We start from the raw sequence: 22,176 nt of genomic DNA on the forward strand, positions 1-22,176 counted from the left end.
AGGATCGATGCCGGACCGCGGAAACATCGTCCCGCATCCGGATCCGGGCGTTGAAACCGAGGTGGCCGACCACCCTAATGCCCGCCCCCAGGCCTTCAGCGGGAGTCCCGCCGGGTCGATGATCTACGCAAGCGATCACCGAGGCTGCGGATGGGGGCTGCGGTGCAGGATCATGCGGATCTGCGGGCGAAGCTCAACGCTTATTCGGCGGGGGTGCTCAGCGACGTCGAATGGCTGATGGTGCGCACCCACTTGTCGGAGTGCGCGCCGTGCCGGGCCGAGCTGGGGCGGCCGGAGTTATGGAATCGTGCTGCGCCGCGATGGATTTCGCCGCCGGATTCGAAACCGGCCCGCCGGCCGCAGGCCCGGCCGGGATGGTCGGTGGTGTTCGGCTTCGCGCTGGTGACGGCGCTCGTCGCCTTCGGCGTCGGCTACGCCCTCGGCACGTCGGCCTGATCCTCGCCGGGTTCCTCGGGCACCGAATCCGGTTCTCCCGCAGCGCTTTCCGGCTCTTCGGTCGTTGCGGCAGGCGCCGCTCCCGGCGCGTCCAGCACTGCGGCGACATCGCCTTCGGGCGGCGCGTCGGGCGCGTCGTTCTTGTGCCGTTTGCCGGAATCACCGCGCAGGCGCTGGGAAATCACCTGTGTGATGCCGTCGCCGCGCATCGTCACGCCGTACAGGGCGTCGGCGATCTCCATGGTCGGCTTCTGGTGCGTGATGATGATCAGCTGCGAGGTCTCGCGGAGCTGGTCCAGCAGCGTGATCAGGCGCCGCAGGTTGGTGTCGTCCAGCGCCGCCTCGACTTCGTCCATGACGTAGAACGGCGACGGCCGGGCGCGGAAGATGGACACCAGCATGGCCACCGCGGTCAGTGACTTCTCCCCACCGGAGAGCAGCGACAGCCGTTTGACCTTCTTGCCCGGCGGCCGCGCCTCGACCTCGACGCCGGTGGTCAGCATGTCTTCCTCGTCGGTGAGCGTCAGCCGCCCGTCGCCGCCGGGGAACAGGACCTTGAAGACGGTCTCGAATTCCTTGGCCACGTCGTAGAAGGCGGAGGCGAACACCTCCAGGATCTTGTCGTCGACCTCCTTGACCACGCTGAGCAGGTCGCGGCGGCTGTCCTTGAGGTCTTCCAGCTGGGTGGAGAGGAACTTGTAGCGCTCCTCCAGCGCGGCGAACTCCTCCAGCGCCAGCGGATTCACCTTGCCCAGCAAGGAGAGGTCCTTCTCGGCGCGCTTGGCGCGGCGTTCCTGGGTGGCCCGGTCGAACGGCATCGGCGGCGGCGCGCTGACGTCCTCGCCGCGCTCCTTCGCCGCCTCGTACTCGGCGATCTCGGCGGGGCCCGGCGGAATCGGCACGGTGGGCCCGTATTCGTCGATCAGGTCGTCCAGGCCGATCCCGAAGTCCTCGATGATCTTGGTTTCCAGCTGCTCGATGCGCAACCGCTGCTCCGCACGCACGACTTCGTCGCGGTGCACCGCATCGGTCAGCTTCTCCAGCTGCCCGCTGAGCTCGCGCACTCGCGCTCGTACGGCGCCGAGCGCCTGCTCGTGCTCGCTCTGCTTCGCCTGCGCGACGTCTCGCTCCTCCGTCGCGGCGCTCAGCGATCGCGCGATGCGCTCCAGCGCTGTCTCGGCCCCGGTGACCACGGCCTGGGTCACGCGCGCTGCGCGTTCCCGGGCCTTGCGGGCCGCTTCCGCGCGGGCGCGCGCTTCGCGCTCGTGGCGCGCTGCGCGGCGCAGCTGGTCGGCGCGCCCCTGCACGGCGCGGGCCCGCTCCTCGGCGGTGCGCTGTCCGAGGCGGGCGTCCATTTCCTGCTGCCGCACGGCGTTGAGCTCGGTGCCCAGCCGGTCGCGTTCGCCGGTGTCCGGCTCCGCCGCCTCGTCCTGTTCGGACTTGACGATGCTCAGCCGCTCTTCGAGTTCGGCGAGCTTGACCAGTGCTTGTTCGCGGGATTGCTCGACCTTCACCCGCTGCTGCCGGATCCGGTCGACGTCGGCGCCGGCGGAGCGGGCGGCGCGTTGCAGGCTGGAGAGCCGCTCGGTGCTGCGGGCTCTCCGCACCTTCGCGTCGTTGATCTGCTCCTGCACGGCCCGCACTTCGGCGCGCCGCGCTTCTTCTTCGGCTCGCGCGCCTTCTAGCGCCGCGGAGTGCTGTTCCAGACGTCGCCCGGCGGCGGCGAGTTCGCGTTCGGCTTCGTCGACCGCGGCCTGCACCTCGATGGTGCTCTGCCGGTCTTCGGAGCCGCCGATCGCCCAGTGCGCGCCGAGCACGTCGCCGTTCGCCGTGACGGCGCGGATTTCGGGGTGGCGCTGCACGAGTTCCTGGGCGTCGGCCAGCGCGTCGACGACCGCGACCTTGTCGAGCGCCCTGGCCACGGCCCCGCGCATCCCGTCGGGGGCGGTGACGAGGTCGGCCGCCCAGCGCGCCGAGCCGGTGAGCTGCGGCCATCCCGAGCGGTCGATGTCCGCGGCTGAACCGATGAGCAGTCCGGCGCGGCCCGCTTCGTCCGCCTTGAGCAGTTCGAGGGCCGCCACCGCGTCCGTGACGCCGCGTACGGCAACGGCGTCGGCAACCGCGCCCAGCGCCGCGGCGAGCGCGGCCTCCGCGCCCGGTTCGACGCTGAGCAGCGCCGCCACCGAGCCGAGCAGGCCCGGCACCCGGTCTCCGGCCGACATGAGCGCGCCGGCGCCGTCCTTGCGCTGCAAGCCCATCGACAGCGCTTCGACCCGCGCCTTCCAGGACGCGATCTCCCGCTCCGCGGTTCGCTCGGCCTTCACAAGCTCCTCGACGCGGGCGCGCGCCGCGTCGCGCGCTTCGGCTGCGCCTTCGCGGCGTTCCTGCAGCCCGGCATCGTCGGAGTCGTATCCGCCGCTTTCCTCCTCGGCGTCGGCCTGCGCGCGCTCCGCTTCCTCGGCCCGCCCGGTGGCTTCGTCCAGCGAATCAGACAGCCGCTCGATCTCGTCGGCGGTGTCGCTGACCTTGCTGCGCAGCGACTCGACCTGGCCGGACAGCCGGGCAGCGCCCTCGCGGCGGTCGGCGATCGCCCGCACCGCGGCCAAGTGCGCCTGCTCGGCCTGCTTCAGCGCGGATTCCAGCTCTGAGCGGCGCAGCACGACCTCGTTGAGCACTTCGCGGGCCTCTTCGACCTGCTCGCGAAGCTCGATCTCCTGCTCCGCGGCCTCTTCGGCCTCGGCGTCGAGCTGATCCGGGTCGCGGCCGGGACGGTGCTCCTCGGTCTGCGCCGTCAGGTGCCGGTGTCGCTCGGCGGCCAGCCGCAGCGTGCCGTGCAGCCGCTCTTCCAGCGCCGACAGGCGATACCAGGTCTCCTGCGCGCGAGTCAGCCTCGGTGCGTCGGCGGCGACCTGCTCTTCGAGGGTCTTCTCCTCGGACTGCGCGAACTGCAGCGCGCGCTCGACCTCGGTGCGCTTGGCGCGCGCGGTTTCCTGGTCGGCTTCGTCGCGGGCCAGGTCGGCGCGCGCGGTGACCAGGTCGTCGGCGATGAGGCGCAGCCGGGAATCCCGCAGGTCGGCCTGCACGGTCTGCGCCTTGCGGGCGATCTCGGCCTGCTTGCCGAGCGGTTTGAGCTGGCGGCGCAGCTCGCTGGTCAGGTCGGTCAACCGGGTCAGGTTGGCCTGCATCGCGTCGAGCTTGCGCAGCGCTTTCTCTTTGCGCTTGCGGTGCTTGAGCACGCCCGCGGCCTCTTCGATGAGCCTGCGGTTCTCGTCCGGCTTGGCCTGCAGGATGCTGGCCAGCTGGCCCTGCCCGACGATGACGTGCATCTCGCGGCCGATGCCGGAGTCCGACAGCAGTTCCTGCACGTCCATCAGCCGGCAGGTGTTGCCGTTGATCTCGTACTCGCTGGCGCCGTCGCGGAACATCCGGCGGGTGATGGAGACCTCGGTGTACTCGATCGGCAGCGCGCCGTCGGAGTTGTCGATGGTCAGCGTGACCTCGGCGCGGCCCAGCGGGGCGCGGCCCGCGGTACCCGCGAAGATCACGTCCTCCATCTTGCCGCCGCGCAGATCCTTCGCCCCCTGCTCGCCCATGACCCAGCGCAGTGCGTCGAGCACGTTGGACTTGCCCGAGCCGTTGGGGCCGACGACGCAGGTGATGCCGGGTTCGAAGCGCAGCGTGGTGGCCGAGGCGAAGGACTTGAACCCCTTCAGCGTCAGGCTCTTCAGGTGCACGGCTGCGATCGACCTTCCCGTGTTCAGTCCGGTTCACCGGCGGTCACATCCGGCAAAGCCTACCGCTGCGACCACTCGCGACTGCGCAGAACCGCTGGTTGCGACGATTTTCCCCGCGCACCGGACACCGGAAGATCAACGCCCGGAGCGCCACCGGACCCGTGCGTACTTTTGGTTGCTATAGCAGCACAAAACACTCACGGAACCTGACCAGGCAAAACCGCTGCTAGCGCTCGACAAAACCGGTCAGGCCGCCTTTGGGCTCGGACCACTGCTCGGCGACGTGGTCGACATGGCCCGGGGTTTCGCCTGATCGCAACGCCGCCAGGAGCTTCTCGCAGGCATCGCGGGGCCCTTCGGCGACCACCTCGACCCGGCTCCCCGGCCGGTTCGTCGCGCTGCCCAGCAGGCCGAGCTCCAGCGCCCGGGAACGCGTCCACCAGCGGAAACCCACACCCTGCACCCGCCCGTGCACCCACGCGGTCAGTCGTGCCTGTTGCGAATCGGTCACGCCCGGCATGATGCCGCACGGCCGCCGCGCGCGCGGTGTTGGCTCGCATCGACGACCGCGGTTGCTCGGGCTGTCGGTATGATCCGCCCGATTCGGCTGGGAGCCTGGGGTTTCGGGGCACCCGGCGCAGGCCGCCCGACGAGCCGACGAGTGGGGCACTCAATGGATCCGATGTTGCCGGAAGACCCGGACGCCCGGCCAAAGCAGCTGGTCATGCTGGCCGCGTCCGGCATCGCGGTGGCCACCGTCTTCGCGACGACCGCCGCGATGGTCGCCGGCGCGCAGCAACACGACGAGGCGACGCCGGACTTCACGTTGAAGCCGACCGCCACGTCCCGGCCGGCGGAGACGTTCACCACGCCGCCGCTGTTCCCACCGACGCCGCTGAGCAGCAGCGCGACCTCGGTGACGTCCACGACCGCCGACAGGTCCACGTCGTCGACCACGTCGCCGAGCACCGAAACCCTCACCGAACCCCAGGTTCCGCCGCCGGAGCACACCCCGCCGCCGACGCGACCGACGCCGACGATCACCAAGCCACCGACGACGAGCAAGCCGATCCCGACGACGACCACCACCGAGGACCCGGGGCCGACGGACACCACCGACTGGGAAACGTCCGGGGACGATTCGTGACGCTGGCCGTCCACGCGTGCCGGTCGCTGTGCTCGTGGCATCGGACGCCCAAGGAGCTCAACGGGTTTCCGCTGCTGGCCTGCCGAGGCTGCGGCTCCCAGTGGATCCGCAGCGAGCCGTGGACGCCGATCGACCACACCGGCCGGATCCCCGACGACGTGCGGGCGGAACTCGCCAGGCGCTGACGCAGCGCGCCCACCCGTGCACCCAGCGTCACTCCAATCGTGCTAGTAAATGTCGGGTGGCGGTCAAAACACCAGCGCACGGGCGAGGGCGAGCGATGGACGAGGCGGCGAGCACCGGCAAACGCGGCCGGAAGCAACAGCGCCCCGATCCTGCGGACGGCCCGGTCGCCGAATTCGCGTTCCGGCTGTGCGAGCTCAAGGAGGCCGCGGGCGATCCGTCCTACGACCGGATGCGCGCCGAGTTCGGCGCGGCGGCGTCGAAGTCGGCGCTGTCGGCGGCGGCCCGCGGCCGGGACCTGCCGTCGTGGGAGACGACCTGGGAATTCGTCCGCAGCCTCGCGGTGAACGCGCTCGGCCGGGACGCCGATGTCGTCCGTCGCGAGTGGACGCAGCATTGGGAGAAGGCCCGGGCGACCGGCGAGGCAGAGCCGGCTCCTGCTCCTGCTCCCGCTCCTGCTTCGAAGCGGCGTTGGCCGCTGGTCTCATTCGCGACCCTGGTCGTGCTGGCCGCGGCGGGCTCGGGCGTGTTCTTCTGGCTGTCGCCGCCGCAACGCCCGATCCCCGGCGACGCCTCGTTCATGCTGGGCGAGGATCCGCCGGACGGGATCGAGATCAAGACCGGCGGGAGCTTCGTCAAGACCTGGGAACTGCGCAACATCGGCCAGGTCCGCTGGACCGACCGCTATCTCGAACAGGCCGGCCGCGAAGGCGAATCGCGGTGCACCGCGCCGCACCGGGTGTCGATCGCCGCCGTCGAGCCGGGGCAGGCGGTGCGGCTGAGCGTGCCGGTGGAAGCGGGCAGCGCGCCGGGGCGGTGCAAGATCGCGTGGAAGATGGTCGACGAGAACGGCGTGCTGTTCTACCCGGCGAGCGCCCTGCGCCCGATCTACTTCGACGTGGCGGTGGTGCCGTGAGCCCACCGCCCGGGCTCACGGCACGCCCGGTCACTTCTTGATCTCGATGCAGGCGTGTTCCGCCCGGACCTTGCCGTTCTCGACCAGCGCGCTGCACACCTTGGTGCCGTTCTTGAACTTGCCGCCGCCGGGCTTGAAATCGACCCAGACCCGGCCGAGGCCGCACTTGGCGTGCCCGGTGTCGGAATACTTCCGGCCGTCGGCGTAGGTGCCCCAGACCTTGAAGTCGGCGTTGCAGGTGTAGTTCTTGATGTCGATCGAAGCCTGGATGTTCTTGACCGTCGTGCTTTCACCGTCGACGGTGGTGCACAGGAGAGCCGGATCGGTGCGCAGATTGGTGCCCGTGCATCCCTGCGCACTCGCAGAAGCAACAGGCGCGACAACGAGCATCCCACCCAACAACGCGACACTCGAAGCGCCGATTGCGAAAACCCGAGCCAGCTTGCTGGTCATGATTGTTCACTCCTCGCTGAGACCGTTTCCCCAGGAGCTCCGCGGTTCGAGGTTCCCACCAGGGGGAACCGCGACTCTCCAGGTTTGCGAAATGTCGTCCGGAACCGGACTGGAACCAACATAGCCAGCATTCCGGCGGATTTTCCAGCCGACAATGAGTGAATGAATGAATCAATTGACCAGCGGTCAATCATCAATGTTTTCGCAGGTCAACGAGTTGTCCAGCAGATCATCCGGACATTGTCGACGGGACTCGCAACCCGCCGCACAGGCCGGATGACAGCATCATACCGCATTTCTGAAACTTATTCAGATGCAATTCCGTGAATCACTCGGGGTCGCCGACAACGACGAGATCGGCCCGATCCCGGCTCGCCGAGACGACAGCGGCGTTCCGCTCGTCACTGCGGTACACCCATTCCTCGGCTTCTTCGGGAGTCCGCCCGTAACCGATGTGCCGATCGATGAGCCGCCGCACCCGGACATCGTCATCGGGCGCGAGGAACCACGCCTCGTCGAGCAGTTCCCGAACCGCCGACCACGGCGGCGAGTCCAAAAGCAGATAGTTGCCCTCGGTGATCACCAGCGGCACATCGGGATCGACGGCAATGGCCCCGGCATAGGATTCCTCGATCTCCCGGCGGAACTCGGGAGCATAAACGGTGTCGGGCCCGCATTCCCGAATCCGCCGGAGCAACGCGACGTAACCGGCGGCGTCGAAGGTGTCGGGAGCGCCTTTCCGATCCGCCCGCCCGAGCCGACGCAGCTGACCGTTGGCCAGGTGGAACCCGTCCATCGGCACGAGAACGGCGGAGCCGCCGAGCTCCCGGACGACCAGCCGGGCAACGAACCCCTTCCCGGCCGCAGGAGCCCCGGCGATCCCCAAGATCCGCCGCTCCCCGCTACCGGCCAACTCCCGAGCCCGCTTGATCAGCTCCGAATACCCGACCAACTCGCACCTCCGCACAGCCGTCGCCCAGGCTACGCGGCCCCGAACCCGCGGCCGCGGCAAAATTCCCGAGCGACCTCCTGCTCGACGGCATCGATCTCCTCCGGAGAGATCGAGCCGCCGGTGCTTGGTGCTACGTGGCGGGGCGCAGCAGGTGGCGGCCGATGAAGAAGTTGACCGCGGACAACACGCATGGCACCAGCAGGAGCAGCAGGTAGCCGATGATCGCTGGCGTGTACTGCACCTCCGGGAGGACCGACGAGCGTCCGGACGAGCGAATGACCATAGCCAGCAAGCCGCAGCTGCCCAGCGACGTCGCGACGGTCCCGCCCCAGAAGACAGCCAGCAACCGGCATGCCTTACCGGCAGCCGTCTTGTTGAGCTGGCCGTTCTTGACGTAGGACCGCCCGGAAATGACCGTGATGCTGGAGAAGAAGTGGAAGAACGCCGAGATACCGCCGAGCATGACGGCGATGCCGGAAATCGGGTGGTGCGCGGTCGGCAGGCCGAACCCCAGCACGAGGATCGCGATCCCCGCCACCAAGCTGAGCACCAGCGAACCCGCACCGAACCGCACCACGCCTGATCTGATCCTGCGCGCGACGTCGTCCGGCACGGGAACCTGCTCCCAGTACGGCCGGTGGACGGTCACTGGTTGACCTTCCAGTCCGATCCGTCGCCGTCGCTGACGCTCCCGTCGGCCAGGTCCTGGTCCGAGCGCGACCACTTGTCGCCGAGGTCGGTGATCTTCTGCTTGATCGCGGTCTGCTCGGTCTCGATGGTGGTGGTGAAGCTGTTCATCGAGATGATCGCGGTCGTCACCAACCCGATGGACACGCCCGCCGCGGTCGCGATCGCGCCGATCGCCGCCGGGATGCCCACCACGGTGCAGGCCGCCGCGATCGCGCCCACGGCACCGACGACGAACACACCCAGGGCGACGCCGATCGCGAGCCAGAACGCGTCCAGCGCGCTCGCCAGGCTGTTCAGCGAAGTGCGGATCTGCATCGCCATCAGCTTGACCGACGAAAGCCCGTCGCCCTGCGCCGGAACCAGCGCCTTGTACGCCTCGGCCGCCTTGCCGGTCCACTCGACGTTGGCCTTCAGCTTCTGCAGGTTGATGTCGCCGGCGATCTCCCCGGCCTTGTCGCCGACCTCGGTGGCCCACTTGTCGCTGGTTTCCCGCAGCTTGTCCGAGTCACCGGGCTGCTCGAAGAGCTGGGTGATCCGGTCCCAGAACTCCTGGACCTTCTGGGCCAGCGCCTGCATGCCCTGCTTGATGGGCTCGATGAGGTACGAGAGGAAGTCCGGCACCCAGCTCATCAGGTCGTTGACCTTGTTGAAGAAGTCCTGGATCTTCTCGTTGAGGTCGTTGGACTTGTCGCTCGCCTGCGCGACGAGGGTGTTCGTCATTGCCATCCCCGGATTCAGTACGCGTTCTGGATTCCGTGCTTGCCCTGCTCGTCGTCGCGCTCGTACTGCGCGGCCGCTTCGGTCAGGTCCGAGCTGATCTCGCGGAAGTAGTCGGCAGCCTGCTTCAGCATGTCCTCCAGCGCGCTCCGCGCCTCGTCATAGGTCTTGTCGATCCCCCGGTCGACCGCCCACATCGAAAAGGAAGCCGGGTCGATCTGCAACGTTCCAATCGTGTTCAGCGGGCCGTCGAGGTCCCCGGCGGCCGTGTCCCAGGTCTTGGCGTCGGAGCGCATCGCCTCCAACGCCACGCCGATTCCAGCACTGGTCATCGTTTCTCATCTCCATGCGTGCGACGACATCGACCGGTCAGGAACCGAGCCCGAGTCGCCGGAGAAGCAGCTGCGGATTGGACGCCAAATCGTTCAACTCGTCGATCGCGCGACTGCGCGGCCCGCCCGCCAGATCCGTCGGCGTCGACTTGCTCTGCAGCGTCGCGAGCAACGATGCGAGCTCGGTCTCGATCTCCGATTTCCGCGCAGCGGAAGCCCAGTTCGGGTCGAGCGATAGTTGCAGGATCTGACCTCGCTGGGCCGTGCCGCTGACGTTGCGGCCGGGGCTTTCCGCGGTGACGGTCTGGTCGGCGATGGCGGTGAGCTGTTGCGTGAAAGCGTTCAGATCCGCGGTGACCTCGTCGAGCAGCCTGGTGATGTCCTGCGAGCTCAGCGGCGAATCGTCGGAACCGGGTGCGGCTTGGGGTTGATCGGTCCCTTCGAGGTCCGCCGACTCCAGCTTCTTGCCCAGCGCCAGCATCGTTGCCGCGTTCGCGGCCGCGACGACGCAGACGTGCAGTTGCCGGGGGTCGACGACCTGTCGCCAGTTGTCCGCCAGCGCCACCGACACGACCACGGCGTCGAATGTCGAGCTGACGGAGACGACGCCGGACGGGTCCTGCCCCACCACGGTGTCGACGGCCGTCGATGCCCGGGTCGGTTCGTTGGCCTGAGCCAGCCAATCGGTGTCGTCGTATTCCCAGTCGTCGGGTTGATGCCGACCAAAACTCATCCCGCAGTACCTCCCGTTCTTGGGGTACGACGGTTCCAAGCCGCCGATGGTTCCCACTCGTGCCAGATCAGCGAGCCGGCGTTCTCAGTCGTCCCAGATCTCGGCGAGGAGTTCTCGCGTGTACTCCGCGATCCTCGCGTTGTCCGCCGGGGCTATCGTGCTCCAGCGGCGGCCGTCTCCGCTGGGCCGGACCACGTGGCTGTAGCGGCCTCTTTCCGTGTCGTGGAACGCCACCACCCGGTTCGCCCGCTCCGGCCTTCCGCCTCGGTTCGGGCAGACCTCCACGCCGAACTGGCCCCGGATTCCCATTCCGTCCGCCATGTTCGCCACGTCCGCCGCGTCGTCCGGGGCGATTCCCAGGGACCGGAGTTCGTCGGTGAGCAGCAGCGGGTTGTTCGGGCCCGCGTAGTCGCTGGCCTGGCGGAGGATCTCGTTGGGCAGGCTCACCGCTCGGCCCGGGCCCGGCGGCATGTCTCCCGTCACCGACACCGCCGCTTCCGCCAGCGAGCTCGCCCGGATCGGGGTCAGCTCGACGATGTCACCGTCCACAATGGTCAGCAGGCCCGTGCCGCCGTTCGCCGACGCCAGCGCGCGGATCGGGCGGTCCGCCCAGATCCGCACGTCGATGCTGCGCTGCGGCCGGTCCAGCAGGCCCAGCAGATCCGCGAAGTCGACGTCGACCCGGTCGCGGTTGGGCTCCGCCAGGCGGCGCTTGCGGAGCCCGGCCCACACGTCCGCGACGAGCTGGGCGCGCTCGGTGAAGGTCGCTCCCGGGCTCGGCACGTTGAGGATGATGTGCCGTCGCTCGGTGAGCTTCTCCGCCTCGCAGACCACATCGAATTCCAATGCGGACAGCACGATCGGATCGGCTTCTGCTCCAGGGCGCAACGTCAGTCCCGCTTCTTCGGCTCGTCGTCGGCGGATTCCTCGTCGGCTTCGTCGTCGGGCTCGACGTGTCCCAGCACCGCCGGTGCGACCAGCCGCTCGTCGTCGAACGGGGTTTCCTCGGCGACGTACTTGTTCTCGTGCTCCGCGTCCTCACTGCGCTTCTCGCCGCGGGTCGCCGCCGGTCCCATCATCGAACCGGTCACCGGACGGCTGCCCGGCGTGTTGCCCGCGGACCGCCCGGCCACCGTGTCGCCGGGTCCGCCGCCGATGCCGGACGAACCGCCTCGGCTCAATCCGGAAGCCGTACCGCCGCCGGCCGCCGCGGCGGCCGGGCCGCGGCCACCGAGCATCCTGCTCGCGGCGTAAGCACCGATACCCGCTACCGCCGCGCCGCCGGCGGCGATGCCGAGCACCGTGCCGGGGTTGATGCCGCTGCTCGTCCCCGCGGCCTCCGGAGTCTGGTCGGCCTCGCCACCGGTTTCGCGCTCGTCCGGGTGCCGATCCGTGCCGCTGCGGTCGCCGGGTTCCTGCGCACCCACGCGGTCACCACTGCGCTTGGTTCCGCCGCCGATGTTGCCACCGCCGACAGCGACACCGGGCGTGCCCGCGTCGAGCGCCGAGCCACCGCCGTAGTAGCCGCCGACCGAACCCACGCCGACGCCCGGCATGCCCGTCCCGGACGCCGACTGCGCGGACACCGCGGCGGGCGGCATCTCGGGCAACGGCTGGTAGGAATCGGCCTGGTTGACCGAGGTGTTGCGATACGAGCTGAGCGCGGCCTGCGCGGCCTGCTTCTGCGCCTCGATGTTCTTGGCTTCTTCGTCGTAGTCGCTCTCGTAGCCGAAGGCACCGCCGGCCCATTCGAGCGCGTTCTCCGACTGCTTGTGCTTGAGCTCGTCGTTGTTCGGCAACCCGTTGCGGGCCGACTCGTAGCCCCGGCCCTGCGCATCGACGCTGTCCGCGGACGCTTTCAGGGGATCCGGAGCGTCTGCCATGAAGACGGACTGCTGCTGGGTCGCTGCCGCCGCGAGGCTTCCGGCGTTGCCTTCCCACGCGATCTGCAGCTTTCCGAGCTCGCGCCGCAGCGTTTCGTCGAGATCGACGACCACCTGCACGCACTCGTCCAGCGCGCGCACCGCGCCCTGCATCGACTCCGCGCCGCGCCCCTGCTTGATCTGCGTGATCCATTCCTGGAGCTGGGGGATGTCCATCCCCTCGAACCGGATGTCCCGGATCGGATCGATGCTGGTCACGACTTCCCCCTAGCTACCCTGCAAGGTCGTCACAGCCGCCTCGGCGGCCTGCTTCGCCCGCTCGCACATCTGCTGGTTGTCCATGCCGCCGGGGGTTTGGAGCATCATGTTGATCCAGAGCGTCTGACGTTCGGCCGCATCGACGAACACGTCGCAGCCAAGGCTTTCCCCGCCGGCGAGCTGTCCCTGCACAGCCCCGAAGCCGTTGATCTCGTAGGTTTTCCCGGATTCAGGCGACGAGTTGACCTTCTGCACGAACGACTGAATTCCCTCGGGCACCACCCGGAGAGCAAGTCCGAACTGAGCTTTTCCGTCTTCACCGAGGAAAGCGCAGCCGTTGTAGTTGTTCCCGTCCTTCTGCACCGGCCGACCAGAGCCACCGATCTGCAGCGACGGCTTCTGCTCCGACTTCAGCCACGTGCAGATCTCGGCGTCCTGCTTGCCGGCGATCGCCAGATCCTGCGGCCGTTTCGGCAGATCCAGTGAAGAGTTCTTCGTCGTCGGAGCCGAAGTGGAGGTCGGCTCGGAGTCCGGATCCGGACCGTTCACCGTGCAGCCAGTCAGCGCGACTGCGGCCGCAACCAACGCGATCAATCCGTACCCGAGACGCGCCCGCACCGGACCCCTCACATCTGCCTCTGCTGCATTTGGAACGACGCCTTGATCTCATCGTCGGTGAAGCCGTACTGCTTTGCCGCCTCGCCGACTTGGTCTCCCAGGTCGATGACGTTCTGCACGTACTGCACCAGCCGCTGGAAGTGGGAATCCGGATTGCCGATCAGATTCGCGGTCCAAACCGATGAGGCGGTCGTGCTGATGTCGTCCCCGGCAGGCGTGGACACCCGCAGGCTGGGCGCGAGCTCCATCAACTTGAACTTGGCGTCTTCCGCCGCCATCAGGATGGCTTTCCGCACCTCAAGGACGTTGTCCTTGTTGACGGTGATGGTTTGACCGGCGCCCCCCGGAACCGGCGGAGGCGGTGGTGCTGGCGTCGTCATCGCGGGAAACCCCCAGGTCGCGGCGTCTGATCACCCGGTCGAAGGCCGACCCTAGCAGCGCGACTTCCCGCCACGCACCAACTCTCAAAAACTTCACACCAACCCAACGGGCCTACGCGCGGAGCCGCATGAGCCCACCGACGAAGTCGGCCCACCAAGAAGCGGAAAAGACCAGCACACCGCCACCTGGATCCTTCGAGTCCCTAACCCCGACGACAACATCCCGCTGCGCGACCTCGGCCGCGATGCGCTGCTTGCGCAGCACATGCGCCAACCGTCGGGAGGTAGAGATGGCGGCTAGTGCTGGGGAGTCTCCGGTCCGGGAATCGCATCCGCAGCGGGAGTGGTTGTTGCGGTGCCAGGATTCGCGCGGCGAGCTCGCGGTGTGCTCGATCGGCGTCGGGGCGGGCGAGTTGGAGGTGTGCGGGCCGGACGACACCGAGTCGTTCCGCCTGCACCCGTGGGAGGTAGCGGCATTCCGCCGCGCCTTCGACGAGGCCATCGCCCAGGTCGAGGCAGACCTCGCGACCCACTGACCAGGAACGTCACCGCTCGTGAGTACTTTGTGTTGCTATAGCAACACAAAGTACTCACGGGTCACTCACCGCCGGACGGAGCAAGCCGGACCGCGATCTTCTCGACGCGGTGAGAGCCGTCCTTCGCTCGGAGTTCGTCAGGGTTCGAAGCGGTAGCCCATGCCTGCTTCTGTGATCAGGTGGCGGGGATGGCTGGGGTCCAGTTCCAGCTTCCGGCGGAGTTGGGCCAGGTAGACGCGCAGGTAGTGGGTTTCGTTCGCGTACTGGGGGCCCCAGACCTCCTTGAGGAGCTGCTTCTGGCCCACCAGGCGGCCCCGGTTCCGGGCCAGGACCTCCAGCATGCCCCACTCGGTCGGCGTCAGGTGCACCTCGACGCCTTCGCGCAGCACCTTCTTCGCCGACAGGTCCACCGTGAACGTCGCGGTCTCCACCACCGGTTCGTCGGCCGCTTCGCCGGTGCTCGCGCGCCGGACCGCCGCGCGCAGGCGGGCCAGCAGCTCGTCCATGCCGAACGGTTTCGTCACGTAGTCGTCCGCCCCGGCGTCCAGGGCGTGCACCTTGTCCGTGGAGTCCGTGCGCGCCGACAGCACGATGATCGGCACCGTCGTCCAGCCGCGCAGGCCCGCGATCACCTCGTTGCCGTCCATGTCCGGCAGCCCGAGGTCGAGGATCACCACGTCGGGTTTGCCTTCGATGGCCGCGCGCAGCGCGCACGAGCCGTCCGTGGCCGTCAGCACCTCGTAGCCGCGCGCGGTCAGGTTGATCCGCAAGGCGCGCAGCAGCTGCGGCTCGTCGTCGACAACCAGGACCCTCGTCATCGTTTCCCCTGTCCGTCAGCGGCGACCACCGGCAGTGAGAGCACGATCGTCAACCCGCCGCCTGGCGTGTCCTCGGCGCGGATCGTGCCGTGCATCGCCGTCATGAAACCCTGCGCCACGCTCAGGCCCAGCCCGACCCCGGCCACCCCGGCGTCGCCGCGCTCGCCGTGCTCGCCGAGCCGCTCGAACGGCGCGAACGCGGATTCGGCCGCGTCTTCCGGCAGCCCGGGCCCGTGGTCGACCACGCGCAGCTCGACCCGCGCCGCGTGCTCGCTGGCCCGCATGCTGATCCGGCCGCCGTCCGGGCGCCCGTACTTCAGCGCGTTCTGCACCACGTTGGCCACCACGCGGTCCAGCAGCCCGACGTCGGCGAGCACCGGCGGCAGGCTCTCGTCGATGTCGACGTCGATGTGCTGCCGCCCGTCCAGCCCGGCCAGCGCGCCCGCCACGACCTCGTCGTAGCTCACGGGGCGCAGCCGCGGGGCGATCGCGCCGGTCGCCAGCCGGGAGGAGTCCAGCAGGTTGTCCACCAGCTCGGTCAGCCGGTCCGAGGATTCCTCCACGCCGGCCAGCAGGTCGGCGGTGTCCTCTTCGGACAGCTGCAGGTCGGCGGCGCGCAGGCTGCTCACCGAAGCTTTGATGGACGCCAGCGGGGTGCGCAGGTCGTGGCCGACCGCCGACAGCAGCGCGGTGCGCAGCTGGGTGGCGTCCGCTCGCCGCTGGGCTTCCAGCGCCTCCGCGGCCATCCGCTGCTGGCGCAGCGCGACCAGCGCCTGCCCCGCCGCGCCTTCCAGCACCGTGCGCTCCGCCGCCGGCAGCGGCCTGCTGCCGGGGCGCTTCAGCACCAGGTGGACGTCCGGATTGACCTCGATGTCCACATCGGACTGCTCGGGTTTGGTGCAGGGCTGCGAGCCGGTTGAGGCCGCCACCTGCCAGCCGTCCTTGGTGCGTTCCAGCAGCGCCGCCGAGGTGAGGCCGAAGTTCTCCACCACCTTTTCCAGCAGCCGCGCCAACGGATCGGGGTGGGTGAGCACGGTGCGGGCGTAGGACGTGAGCAGCGCGGCTTCGGTGCGGGCGTTGGTTGCCTGCTCGGCCAGCCGCGCGGCCCGGTCGACCATGATCGCCACCAGCATTCCGACGATCATCATGGCGACCAGCGTCACGAGGTTCTGCGGCTCGGACACGGTCAGCGTGTACAGCGGCGGCGTCAGGAAGAAGTTCAGCAGGCCGCCGGAGAGCAGTGCCGCGACTATCGCCGGCGCCATCCCGCCGACCAGCGCGACGATGACGGTGGCCAGGAAGTAGCCGACGACGTCCGTGGACAGCGTGACGTCGCCGAAGAAGTAGGCCCCTGCGGTGACCACGCTCGGCAGCAGCACCGCCAACGCCCAGCCCCACAGCTGGCGGGCCGACGACAGCGGATTCCGGGTGATCTTCTTGAGGAATCGCCGCCCGCCTGCCTCGGCGTGGGTGACCATGTGCACGTCGATCGCGCCGGACTTCTGCACCGTGACGGCGCCGATGCCCTCGTCGAACAGCCGCGCCCAGCGGGACCGCCGCGAGGTGCCGATCACCAGCTGCGTGGCATCGGCCGCCCGGGCGAACTCCAGCAGCGCCTCGGGCACGTCGTCGCCGACGACGGTGTGGAAGCTGGCGCCCACGGCGTCGGCGAGCTTGCGGGCGCGGGCGATGCCGGTCGGCGACGCCCCGGCGAGCCCATCGCCGCGCAGCACGTGCACCACCTGCAGTTCCGCGCCCGCGCGGGCCGCGATCCGGCGGGCCCTGCGGATCAGCGTCTCGCTCTCGCGGCCGCCGGTGACGGCGACCACGACGCGTTCGCGGGCCTCCCAGGTGTCGGTGATCTTCTTCTCCGCGCGGTAGCGGCGCAGCGCCACGTCGACCTGGTCGGCCAGCCACAGCAGCGCGAGCTCACGCAGCGCCGTCAGGTTGCCGGTGCGGAAGTAGTTGCCCAGCGCGGCATCCACCCGGTCCGCCGCGTAGACGTTGCCGTGCGCCATGCGGCGGCGCAGCGCTTCCGGGGTGATGTCGGCGAGTTCGATCTGCTCGGCCCGGCGCACCACCTCGTCCGGCACGGTTTCCTGCTGCCGGACGCCGGTGATCGTCTCCACCACGTCGTTGAGGCTCTCCAGGTGTTGCACGTTCACCGTGGACAGCACGTTGATCCCGGCATCGAGCAGTTCGTCGATGTCCTGCCAGCGCTTCTCGTTGCGGGAACCGGGCACGTTGGTGTGCGCGAGCTCGTCGACGACGGCGACCTCCGGCTTGCGGGCCAGCAGCGCGTCGAGATCCATCTCGGTCAGTTCAACGCCGCGGTGGCTGATGCACCGACGCGACTGGACCTCCAGGCCGTCGAGCAGCGCGGCGGTCTTGGCGCGGCCGTGATCCTCCACGAAGCCGACGACCACGTCGGTGTCGCGCTCCATGCGGCGCTTCGCCTCGTTGAGCATCGCGTACGTCTTGCCGACCCCGGGCGCCGCACCGAGGTAGATCCGCAGCTCGCCGCGCCTTCGCCCTTTCTCCGCCACGCTTCCATTCTCCTACGAACCACTGTTATTAGCGGTTGCCTTCGCTGAGTGCCGTCCCCGACCCGTGCGTACTTTTGGTCGCTATAGCAGCCAAAAGTACGCACGGGTCCTGACCAGGCAACTTACTCCGCCGGCCTCACCTGGCCTGGTGGACGGCGACGTTGAGGGTCGTCACGTTCACCACGCGTTCGGCGACGATCCCGCCGCTGGTGCTCTCGGCGACCAGGCGCCGGACCTCCTCCAGCGGGATGCCGGTGACACGGGCCACCCGGGCCGCCTGCAGCTCCGCGTAGGCCGGGCTGATGTCCGGGTCGACGCCGCTGCCCGACGCCGTGACCGCGTCCGCCGGCACCTGCTCGGGCCGGACGCCCTCGCGGACGGCGATGGCGTCGCGCCGCTCCTGCACGGCGGCGAGCAGATCCTCACTGGCGCCGCCGTAGTTGGAGCCGCCGGTGCTCGACGGGTCGCCCGGGCCCAGGTTGCCCTCGGCGGAGGCCGCCGGGCGGGTGTGGAAGTACGGGTCGCCGGCCGGGTCGGCCGGGACCGGGTCGATGCCGATCAGCGACGAGCCGACGACCCGGCCGTCCGCAACGATCTGCGATCCCTCGGCGTTGGCCTGCAGGCCGGGGATCCGGCTGATGCCCCAGATCGCCAGCGGATAAGCCACGCCGAGCACGACGGTCGCCACCAGCAGCAGCCGCAACCCCGCCAGCGTCTGGCGCAGCAGTGTGCTTTTCATCAGTGCCTTCCTTGAATGGCCGTGTTGCCGTTGGGGGTCGTGAGCGGTTTGGAGCGCCGGAGCGGTCCAAACCGCTCACGACGGGTTCAGCCGATGCCCGGGATGAAGCGGATGACCAGGTCGATCAGCCAGATGCCGAGGAACGGCGTGACGATGCCGCCGAGCCCGTAGACCAGCAGGTTGCGCCGCAGCAGCGCGCTCGCCGTGGTCGGCCGGTAGCGGACTCCGCGCAGCGCCAGCGGGATCAGCGCGATGATGACCAGCGCGTTGAAGACGACCGCCGACAGGATCGCCGACGTCGGCGTGGCCAGCCGCATGATGTTCAGCGCGTCCAGCTGCGGGTAGATCGCCACGAACATCGCCGGCAGGATCGCGAAGTACTTGGCCAGGTCGTTGGCGATGCTGAAGGTGGTCAGCGCGCCGCGGGTGATCAGCAGCTGCTTGCCGATCTCGACGATCTCGATCAGCTTCGTCGGGTCGGAGTCGAGGTCGACCATGTTGCCGGCCTCTTTCGCCGCCGCCGTGCCGGTGTTCATCGCCACGCCGACGTCGGCCTGCGCGAGCGCGGGCGCGTCGTTGGTACCGTCGCCGGTCATCGCGACCAGCCGGCCGCCTTCCTGCTCGGCCTTGATCAGGGCTATCTTGTCTTCCGGCTTGGCCTCGGCGAGGTAGTCGTCGACACCGGCCTCGGCGGCGATGGCCTTGGCGGTGAGCTCGTTGTCGCCGGTGACCATCACTGTGCGGATGCCCATCGCGCGCAGCTCGGCGAACCGCTCCTTCATGCCGGGCTTGACCACATCGGACAGCCGGATCACGCCGACCACGCGGGTTTCGCCGCCGCTGCGCTCGGCGACCACCAGCGGCGTGCCGCCCTGCGACGCGACCTCCTCGGTGAGTCCCTCCACTTCGGACGAGATGCCGCCGGCCCAGGCGCGCACCGCGCTGGTGGCGCCCTTGCGGATCTCGCGGCCTTCGATGTCGATGCCGCTCATCCGGGTCTGCGCGGTGAAAGCGACTTCTTCGGCGTGCAGCTCCGAACCGCGCGGCCGCGTGGGCAGCCTGTACTGCTCGGCGCAGTACGCCACGATGCTGGTGCCCTCCGGGGTCTGGTCGGCGAGGCTGGACAGCCGCGCGACCTCGGCCAGCTCGCCGAGCGTCGTGCCGCCGACGGGCAGCAGCTCGGTGCAGCGCCGGTTGCCGAAGGTGATCGTGCCGGTCTTGTCCAGCAGCAGCGTGTCCACGTCACCGGCGGCCTCCACGGCACGGCCGGACTTGGCGAGCACGTTGCGCTGCACCAGTCGATCCATGCCCGCGATGCCGATCGCCGACAGCAGCGCGCCGATCGTCGTCGGGATCAGGCACACCAGCAGCGCGGTCAGGGTGATCACCGACAACAGCGAGCCGGAGTAGCCGGCCATCGGCTGCAGGGCGACCACCGCGAGCAGGAAGATGATCGTCAGCGTGGACAGCAGGATCGTCAGCGCGATCTCGTTCGGCGTCTTCTGCCGCTGCGCGCCCTCGACCAGCGCGATCATCCGGTCGACGAAGGTTTCGCCGGGCTTGGTGGTGATCTCCACGACGATCCGATCGGAGAGCACCGTGGTGCCGGCCGTGACCGCCGAGCGGTCGCCGCCGGATTCCCGGATCACCGGGGCGGATTCGCCGGTGATCGCCGACTCGTCGACGGTCGCGATGCCCTCCACCACGTCGCCGTCGCCGGGGATGACCTCGCCGGCCTTGACCACGACCCGGTCGCCGATGCGCAGCGCCGTGCCCGGCACCTGCTCCTCGACGCCGTCGACCAGCCGCCGCGCGACCGCCTCGGTCTTGGTGCGCCGCAACGATTCCGCCTGCGCCCGGCCGCGGCCTTCGGCGACGGCTTCGGCGAGGTTGGCGAACAGCACGGTGAACCACAGCCAGGCGGCCACCGAGATGCTGAATGCTTTCGGATCGGTCACGGCGAGCACGGTGGTCAGCACCGAGCCTGCCCACACCACGAACATGACCGGGTTGGCCAGCTGGTGCTTCGGGTTCAGCTTGCGCAGCGCTTCCGGCAGCGACGTCCACAGCTGGCGCGGGCTGAACGCGCCCGCGGACATCTTCCGCGGCCCGGTTTCCTGCTGCGATTCCTGGGGTTTCTCCAGCATGGTGGTCATGCGAGGGCCTCCGCGATCGGTCCGAGGGCGAGCGCGGGCAGGAAGGTCAGCGCCGCGACGAGGATGACGGTGCCGCCGAGCAGCCCGGCGAACAGCGGGCCGGTGGTGGGCAGCGTGCCGGCGGTGGCCGGGACGCGCTGCTGCTGGGCGACCGCGCCGGCCAGCATCAGCACCGCGAGGATGGGCACGAACCGGCCGAAGAGCATCGCGATGCCGAGCGCGACCTGGAAGAAGTCGCTGGTCACGGTCAGTCCGGCGAAGGCGCTGCCGTTGTTGTTGCCCGCGGAGGCGAAGGCGTAGAGGACCTCCGACAGGCCGTGCGCGCCGCTGTTGTTCAAAGCGTCCTCAGTGGACGGAAGCGCGAGCGCGGTGCCTGCCCCGAACAGCACCATCGTGGGCATCACGAGGATCGAGATCGCCGCCGCGGTGACCTCCCGCCGCCCGAGCTTCTTGCCCAGGTACTCCGGCGTGCGGCCGACCATCAACCCGGCCAGGAACACCGCGATCACGGCCAGCACCAGGATGCCGTACAGGCCCGCGCCGACACCGCCGGGCGCGACCTCGCCGAGCAGCATGTTCAGCAGCGGCACCAGGCCGCCGAGCCCGGTGAAGCTGTCGTGCATCGCGTTGACGGCGCCAGTGGAGGTTCCGGTCGTGGCAACCGCGAACAGGCCGGACAGGAACAGCCCGAAGCGGGTTTCCTTGCCTTCCAGCGCACCGCCGGCGGCCAGCGTCGCCGGGCCGTTCGGGTGGCTTTCGGCCCACCAGACGACCGCGGTCATCACGGCCATGATCGCGACCATCACCGACAGCAGCACCCGGCCCTGGCGACGGTCACCGACCATGGTGCCGAAGGTGCGGGTCAGGGCCAGCGGGATGACCAGGATCAGGAAGATCTCCAGCAGGTTGCTGATGCCGCCGGGGTTGGAGAACGGGTGCGCCGAGTTGGCGTTGAGCACTCCGCCGCCGTTGGTGCCGAGCTCCTTGATGACCTCCTGGCTGGCGATCGGCGCCGTGGCGATGGTGTGCGCCTGCCCGTCCAGGCCGACGACGTGGATGCCCGACGCGAGGCTCATCGCCCCGCCGAGCGCGATCAGCAGCACCGCCGCGACGACCGCGATCGGCAGCAGCACCCGAGTGCAACCGCGGGTGATGTCCACCCAGATGTTGCCGATGCGGCCGGTCCCGGCGGCGGCGAAGCCGCGCACCAGCGCGATCGCGACCGCCATGCCGACGGCCGCCGAGACGAAGTTCTGCACGGTCAGCCCGGCCATCTGCACGGTGTGCCCGAGCACCTGCTCCGGCACGTAGGACTGCCAGTTCGTGTTGGTCACGAAGCTGACCGCGGTGTTGAACGCCGTCGCGGGATCGACCGCGCCGCGGCCGAAGCTCAGCGGCAGCAGCGGCTGCAACCGCTGCATCAGGTAGAGCAGCGCGACGGACATGACCGAGAAGCCGAGGACGCCGGCGGCGTAGGTGGTCCAGCGCTGCTGGGCGTCGCCGTCGATGCGCACCAGCCGGTACACCGCCTTCTCGACGCGCCAGTGCTTCTCGCTGGTGTAGACGTGGGCCAGGTAGTCACCGAGGGGCCGGTAGACCACGCCGATGGCCAGGATCAGGAGGCCGACCTGCACCAGGCCGACCGTCAGGGAACTCATCAGAACTTCTCCGGCCGGATAAGCGCGACGAACAGGTAACCGATCAACAGCAGCGCCAACACGCCTCCGGCGACGTTGGCAAGCAAGGTGCTCACAAGCGCTCCAAACCGCGGAGGGTCAACGCAAGTACGAGGAACCCGCCGATCAGCAGCACGGCGTAGGCGAGATCAGCCACCGCTGCGCACTCCTTCACTCGAAATCGGGCCACCGGGGCGTGGTGACCGCCTATGTCCAGCGAAATCCCCGCGGCGGGCGCGGCCAAGGCCCATGA

Annotated in this window: 24 protein-coding genes; 5 read left to right on the plus strand and 19 right to left on the minus strand. The window is 69.3% G+C overall.

Annotated elements, in window-relative coordinates:
* Window positions 1-162: 162 nt before the first annotated feature.
* Entirely contained in the window at window positions 163-456 is a 294-nt protein-coding gene (locus tag AB0I53_RS07190; protein ID WP_358597838.1) for a zf-HC2 domain-containing protein, read from the plus strand.
* On the opposite strand, the gene smc is transcribed toward AB0I53_RS07190, so the two are convergent.
* Entirely contained in the window at window positions 432-4,190 is a 3,759-nt protein-coding gene (smc, locus tag AB0I53_RS07195; protein ID WP_358597841.1) for a chromosome segregation protein SMC, read from the minus strand. The two genes, AB0I53_RS07190 and smc, sit on opposite strands and share 25 nt — an antisense overlap.
* Before the next feature lie 226 nt (window positions 4,191-4,416).
* Window positions 4,417-4,710 carry an acylphosphatase gene (locus AB0I53_RS07200; RefSeq protein WP_358597844.1) on the minus strand — a complete coding sequence of 98 codons (294 nt, stop codon included), beginning with the start codon at window positions 4,708-4,710 and terminating at the stop codon, window positions 4,417-4,419.
* A 153-nt stretch (window positions 4,711-4,863) separates the two neighbouring features.
* Between AB0I53_RS07200 and AB0I53_RS07205 the strand changes: the two genes are divergently transcribed.
* The 3 genes from AB0I53_RS07205 to AB0I53_RS07215 all read left to right on the plus strand — a co-directional run bounded on the left by AB0I53_RS07205 (window position 4,864) and on the right by AB0I53_RS07215 (window position 6,436).
* Window positions 4,864-5,337 carry a hypothetical protein gene (locus tag AB0I53_RS07205; protein WP_358597846.1) on the plus strand — a complete coding sequence of 158 codons (474 nt, stop codon included), beginning with the start codon at window positions 4,864-4,866 and terminating at the stop codon, window positions 5,335-5,337.
* Window positions 5,334-5,522 (plus strand): hypothetical protein, encoded by a 189-nt coding sequence (locus AB0I53_RS07210; protein ID WP_358597849.1) that lies wholly within the window; start codon window positions 5,334-5,336, stop codon window positions 5,520-5,522. The genes AB0I53_RS07205 and AB0I53_RS07210 overlap by 4 nt, the downstream gene beginning before the upstream one ends.
* Before the next feature lie 95 nt (window positions 5,523-5,617).
* A complete protein-coding gene (locus tag AB0I53_RS07215; RefSeq protein ID WP_358597852.1) occupies window positions 5,618-6,436 on the plus strand; it encodes an NBR1-Ig-like domain-containing protein in 819 nt (272 codons plus the stop codon).
* A 30-nt stretch (window positions 6,437-6,466) separates the two neighbouring features.
* Here AB0I53_RS07215 and AB0I53_RS07220 read toward each other — a convergent pair whose 3' ends face one another.
* From AB0I53_RS07220 to AB0I53_RS07270, 11 genes are all read right to left on the minus strand, one after another.
* Window positions 6,467-6,889, minus strand: a complete 423-nt coding sequence (locus AB0I53_RS07220) for a hypothetical protein (protein ID WP_358597854.1) — start codon at window positions 6,887-6,889, stop codon at window positions 6,467-6,469.
* Window positions 6,890-7,217: 328 nt separating this feature from the next.
* Window positions 7,218-7,841, minus strand: coding sequence for a nucleoside/nucleotide kinase family protein (locus AB0I53_RS07225; protein ID WP_358597857.1), 624 nt, complete (start codon window positions 7,839-7,841; stop codon window positions 7,218-7,220).
* Between the two features lie 130 nt (window positions 7,842-7,971).
* Window positions 7,972-8,490: a hypothetical protein gene (locus AB0I53_RS07230; RefSeq protein WP_358597860.1), complete on the minus strand. Its 519-nt coding sequence runs from the start codon at window positions 8,488-8,490 to the stop codon at window positions 7,972-7,974.
* Window positions 8,487-9,251, minus strand: coding sequence for a hypothetical protein (locus AB0I53_RS07235; RefSeq protein WP_358597863.1), 765 nt, complete (start codon window positions 9,249-9,251; stop codon window positions 8,487-8,489). Before AB0I53_RS07235 ends, AB0I53_RS07230 begins: the two co-directional genes overlap by 4 nt.
* A 14-nt stretch (window positions 9,252-9,265) precedes the next feature.
* Window positions 9,266-9,580 (minus strand): type VII secretion target, encoded by a 315-nt coding sequence (locus AB0I53_RS07240; RefSeq protein ID WP_358597866.1) that lies wholly within the window; start codon window positions 9,578-9,580, stop codon window positions 9,266-9,268.
* 37 nt (window positions 9,581-9,617) lie between these two features.
* Window positions 9,618-10,313, minus strand: a complete 696-nt coding sequence (locus tag AB0I53_RS07245) for a hypothetical protein (protein WP_358597869.1) — start codon at window positions 10,311-10,313, stop codon at window positions 9,618-9,620.
* Between the two features lie 84 nt (window positions 10,314-10,397).
* Window positions 10,398-11,171 carry an ESX secretion-associated protein EspG gene (locus tag AB0I53_RS07250; RefSeq protein WP_358597872.1) on the minus strand — a complete coding sequence of 258 codons (774 nt, stop codon included), beginning with the start codon at window positions 11,169-11,171 and terminating at the stop codon, window positions 10,398-10,400.
* A 32-nt stretch (window positions 11,172-11,203) separates the two neighbouring features.
* On the minus strand, window positions 11,204-12,454 hold the full coding sequence (locus tag AB0I53_RS07255; RefSeq protein WP_358597875.1) for a hypothetical protein: 1,251 nt from the start codon (window positions 12,452-12,454) through the stop codon (window positions 11,204-11,206).
* 9 nt (window positions 12,455-12,463) lie between these two features.
* Window positions 12,464-13,048: a DUF3558 domain-containing protein gene (locus AB0I53_RS07260; protein WP_358597878.1), complete on the minus strand. Its 585-nt coding sequence runs from the start codon at window positions 13,046-13,048 to the stop codon at window positions 12,464-12,466.
* A gap of 32 nt (window positions 13,049-13,080) precedes the next feature.
* Window positions 13,081-13,452 (minus strand): hypothetical protein, encoded by a 372-nt coding sequence (locus AB0I53_RS07265; protein WP_358597881.1) that lies wholly within the window; start codon window positions 13,450-13,452, stop codon window positions 13,081-13,083.
* A gap of 112 nt (window positions 13,453-13,564) precedes the next feature.
* Window positions 13,565-13,717, minus strand: coding sequence for a DUF397 domain-containing protein (locus AB0I53_RS07270; RefSeq protein WP_358598178.1), 153 nt, complete (start codon window positions 13,715-13,717; stop codon window positions 13,565-13,567).
* 25 nt (window positions 13,718-13,742) lie between these two features.
* Between AB0I53_RS07270 and AB0I53_RS07275 the strand changes: the two genes are divergently transcribed.
* Window positions 13,743-13,988 carry a hypothetical protein gene (locus AB0I53_RS07275; protein ID WP_358597884.1) on the plus strand — a complete coding sequence of 82 codons (246 nt, stop codon included), beginning with the start codon at window positions 13,743-13,745 and terminating at the stop codon, window positions 13,986-13,988.
* A 137-nt stretch (window positions 13,989-14,125) separates the two neighbouring features.
* On the opposite strand, the gene AB0I53_RS07280 is transcribed toward AB0I53_RS07275, so the two are convergent.
* From AB0I53_RS07280 to kdpF, 6 genes are all read right to left on the minus strand, one after another.
* Complete coding sequence (locus AB0I53_RS07280) at window positions 14,126-14,806, minus strand: response regulator (protein ID WP_358597887.1); 681 nt, start codon at window positions 14,804-14,806, stop codon at window positions 14,126-14,128.
* Window positions 14,803-17,352, minus strand: a complete 2,550-nt coding sequence (locus AB0I53_RS07285; RefSeq protein ID WP_358597890.1) for a sensor histidine kinase KdpD — start codon at window positions 17,350-17,352, stop codon at window positions 14,803-14,805. The genes AB0I53_RS07280 and AB0I53_RS07285 overlap by 4 nt, the downstream gene beginning before the upstream one ends.
* 136 nt (window positions 17,353-17,488) lie before the next feature.
* Window positions 17,489-18,091 carry a potassium-transporting ATPase subunit C gene (locus AB0I53_RS07290; RefSeq protein WP_358597893.1) on the minus strand — a complete coding sequence of 201 codons (603 nt, stop codon included), beginning with the start codon at window positions 18,089-18,091 and terminating at the stop codon, window positions 17,489-17,491.
* A gap of 86 nt (window positions 18,092-18,177) precedes the next feature.
* Window positions 18,178-20,247: a potassium-transporting ATPase subunit KdpB gene (kdpB, locus tag AB0I53_RS07295; protein WP_358597895.1), complete on the minus strand. Its 2,070-nt coding sequence runs from the start codon at window positions 20,245-20,247 to the stop codon at window positions 18,178-18,180.
* Entirely contained in the window at window positions 20,244-21,905 is a 1,662-nt protein-coding gene (gene kdpA / locus AB0I53_RS07300) for a potassium-transporting ATPase subunit KdpA (protein WP_358597897.1), read from the minus strand. The genes kdpB and kdpA overlap by 4 nt, the downstream gene beginning before the upstream one ends.
* Window positions 21,905-22,000 (minus strand): K(+)-transporting ATPase subunit F, encoded by a 96-nt coding sequence (gene kdpF, locus AB0I53_RS07305; protein WP_093262700.1) that lies wholly within the window; start codon window positions 21,998-22,000, stop codon window positions 21,905-21,907. Before kdpF ends, kdpA begins: the two co-directional genes overlap by 1 nt.
* Between the last annotated feature and the right edge of the window lie 176 nt (window positions 22,001-22,176).

Source organism: Saccharopolyspora sp. NPDC050389, assembly GCF_040655595.1.
Classification (GTDB): domain Bacteria; phylum Actinomycetota; class Actinomycetes; order Mycobacteriales; family Pseudonocardiaceae; genus Saccharopolyspora.

Bases quoted from the DNA above. Each gene is read 5' to 3' on its own strand.
- AB0I53_RS07200 (WP_358597844.1), bottom strand. From the start codon at position 4,710: ATGCCGGGCGTGACCGATTCGCAACAGGCACGACTGACCGCGTGGGTG.
- AB0I53_RS07205 (WP_358597846.1), top strand. From the start codon at position 4,864: ATGGATCCGATGTTGCCGGAAGACCCGGACGCCCGGCCAAAGCAGCTG.
- AB0I53_RS07215 (WP_358597852.1), top strand. From the start codon at position 5,618: ATGGACGAGGCGGCGAGCACCGGCAAACGCGGCCGGAAGCAACAGCGC.
- AB0I53_RS07220 (WP_358597854.1), bottom strand. From the start codon at position 6,889: ATGACCAGCAAGCTGGCTCGGGTTTTCGCAATCGGCGCTTCGAGTGTC.
- AB0I53_RS07235 (WP_358597863.1), bottom strand. From the start codon at position 9,251: ATGACGAACACCCTCGTCGCGCAGGCGAGCGACAAGTCCAACGACCTC.
- AB0I53_RS07240 (WP_358597866.1), bottom strand. From the start codon at position 9,580: ATGACCAGTGCTGGAATCGGCGTGGCGTTGGAGGCGATGCGCTCCGAC.
- AB0I53_RS07245 (WP_358597869.1), bottom strand. From the start codon at position 10,313: ATGAGTTTTGGTCGGCATCAACCCGACGACTGGGAATACGACGACACC.
- AB0I53_RS07265 (WP_358597881.1), bottom strand. From the start codon at position 13,452: ATGACGACGCCAGCACCACCGCCTCCGCCGGTTCCGGGGGGCGCCGGT.
- AB0I53_RS07275 (WP_358597884.1), top strand. From the start codon at position 13,743: ATGGCGGCTAGTGCTGGGGAGTCTCCGGTCCGGGAATCGCATCCGCAG.
- AB0I53_RS07280 (WP_358597887.1), bottom strand. From the start codon at position 14,806: ATGACGAGGGTCCTGGTTGTCGACGACGAGCCGCAGCTGCTGCGCGCC.
- AB0I53_RS07290 (WP_358597893.1), bottom strand. From the start codon at position 18,091: ATGAAAAGCACACTGCTGCGCCAGACGCTGGCGGGGTTGCGGCTGCTG.
- kdpB (WP_358597895.1), bottom strand. From the start codon at position 20,247: ATGACCACCATGCTGGAGAAACCCCAGGAATCGCAGCAGGAAACCGGG.
- kdpA (WP_358597897.1), bottom strand. From the start codon at position 21,905: ATGAGTTCCCTGACGGTCGGCCTGGTGCAGGTCGGCCTCCTGATCCTG.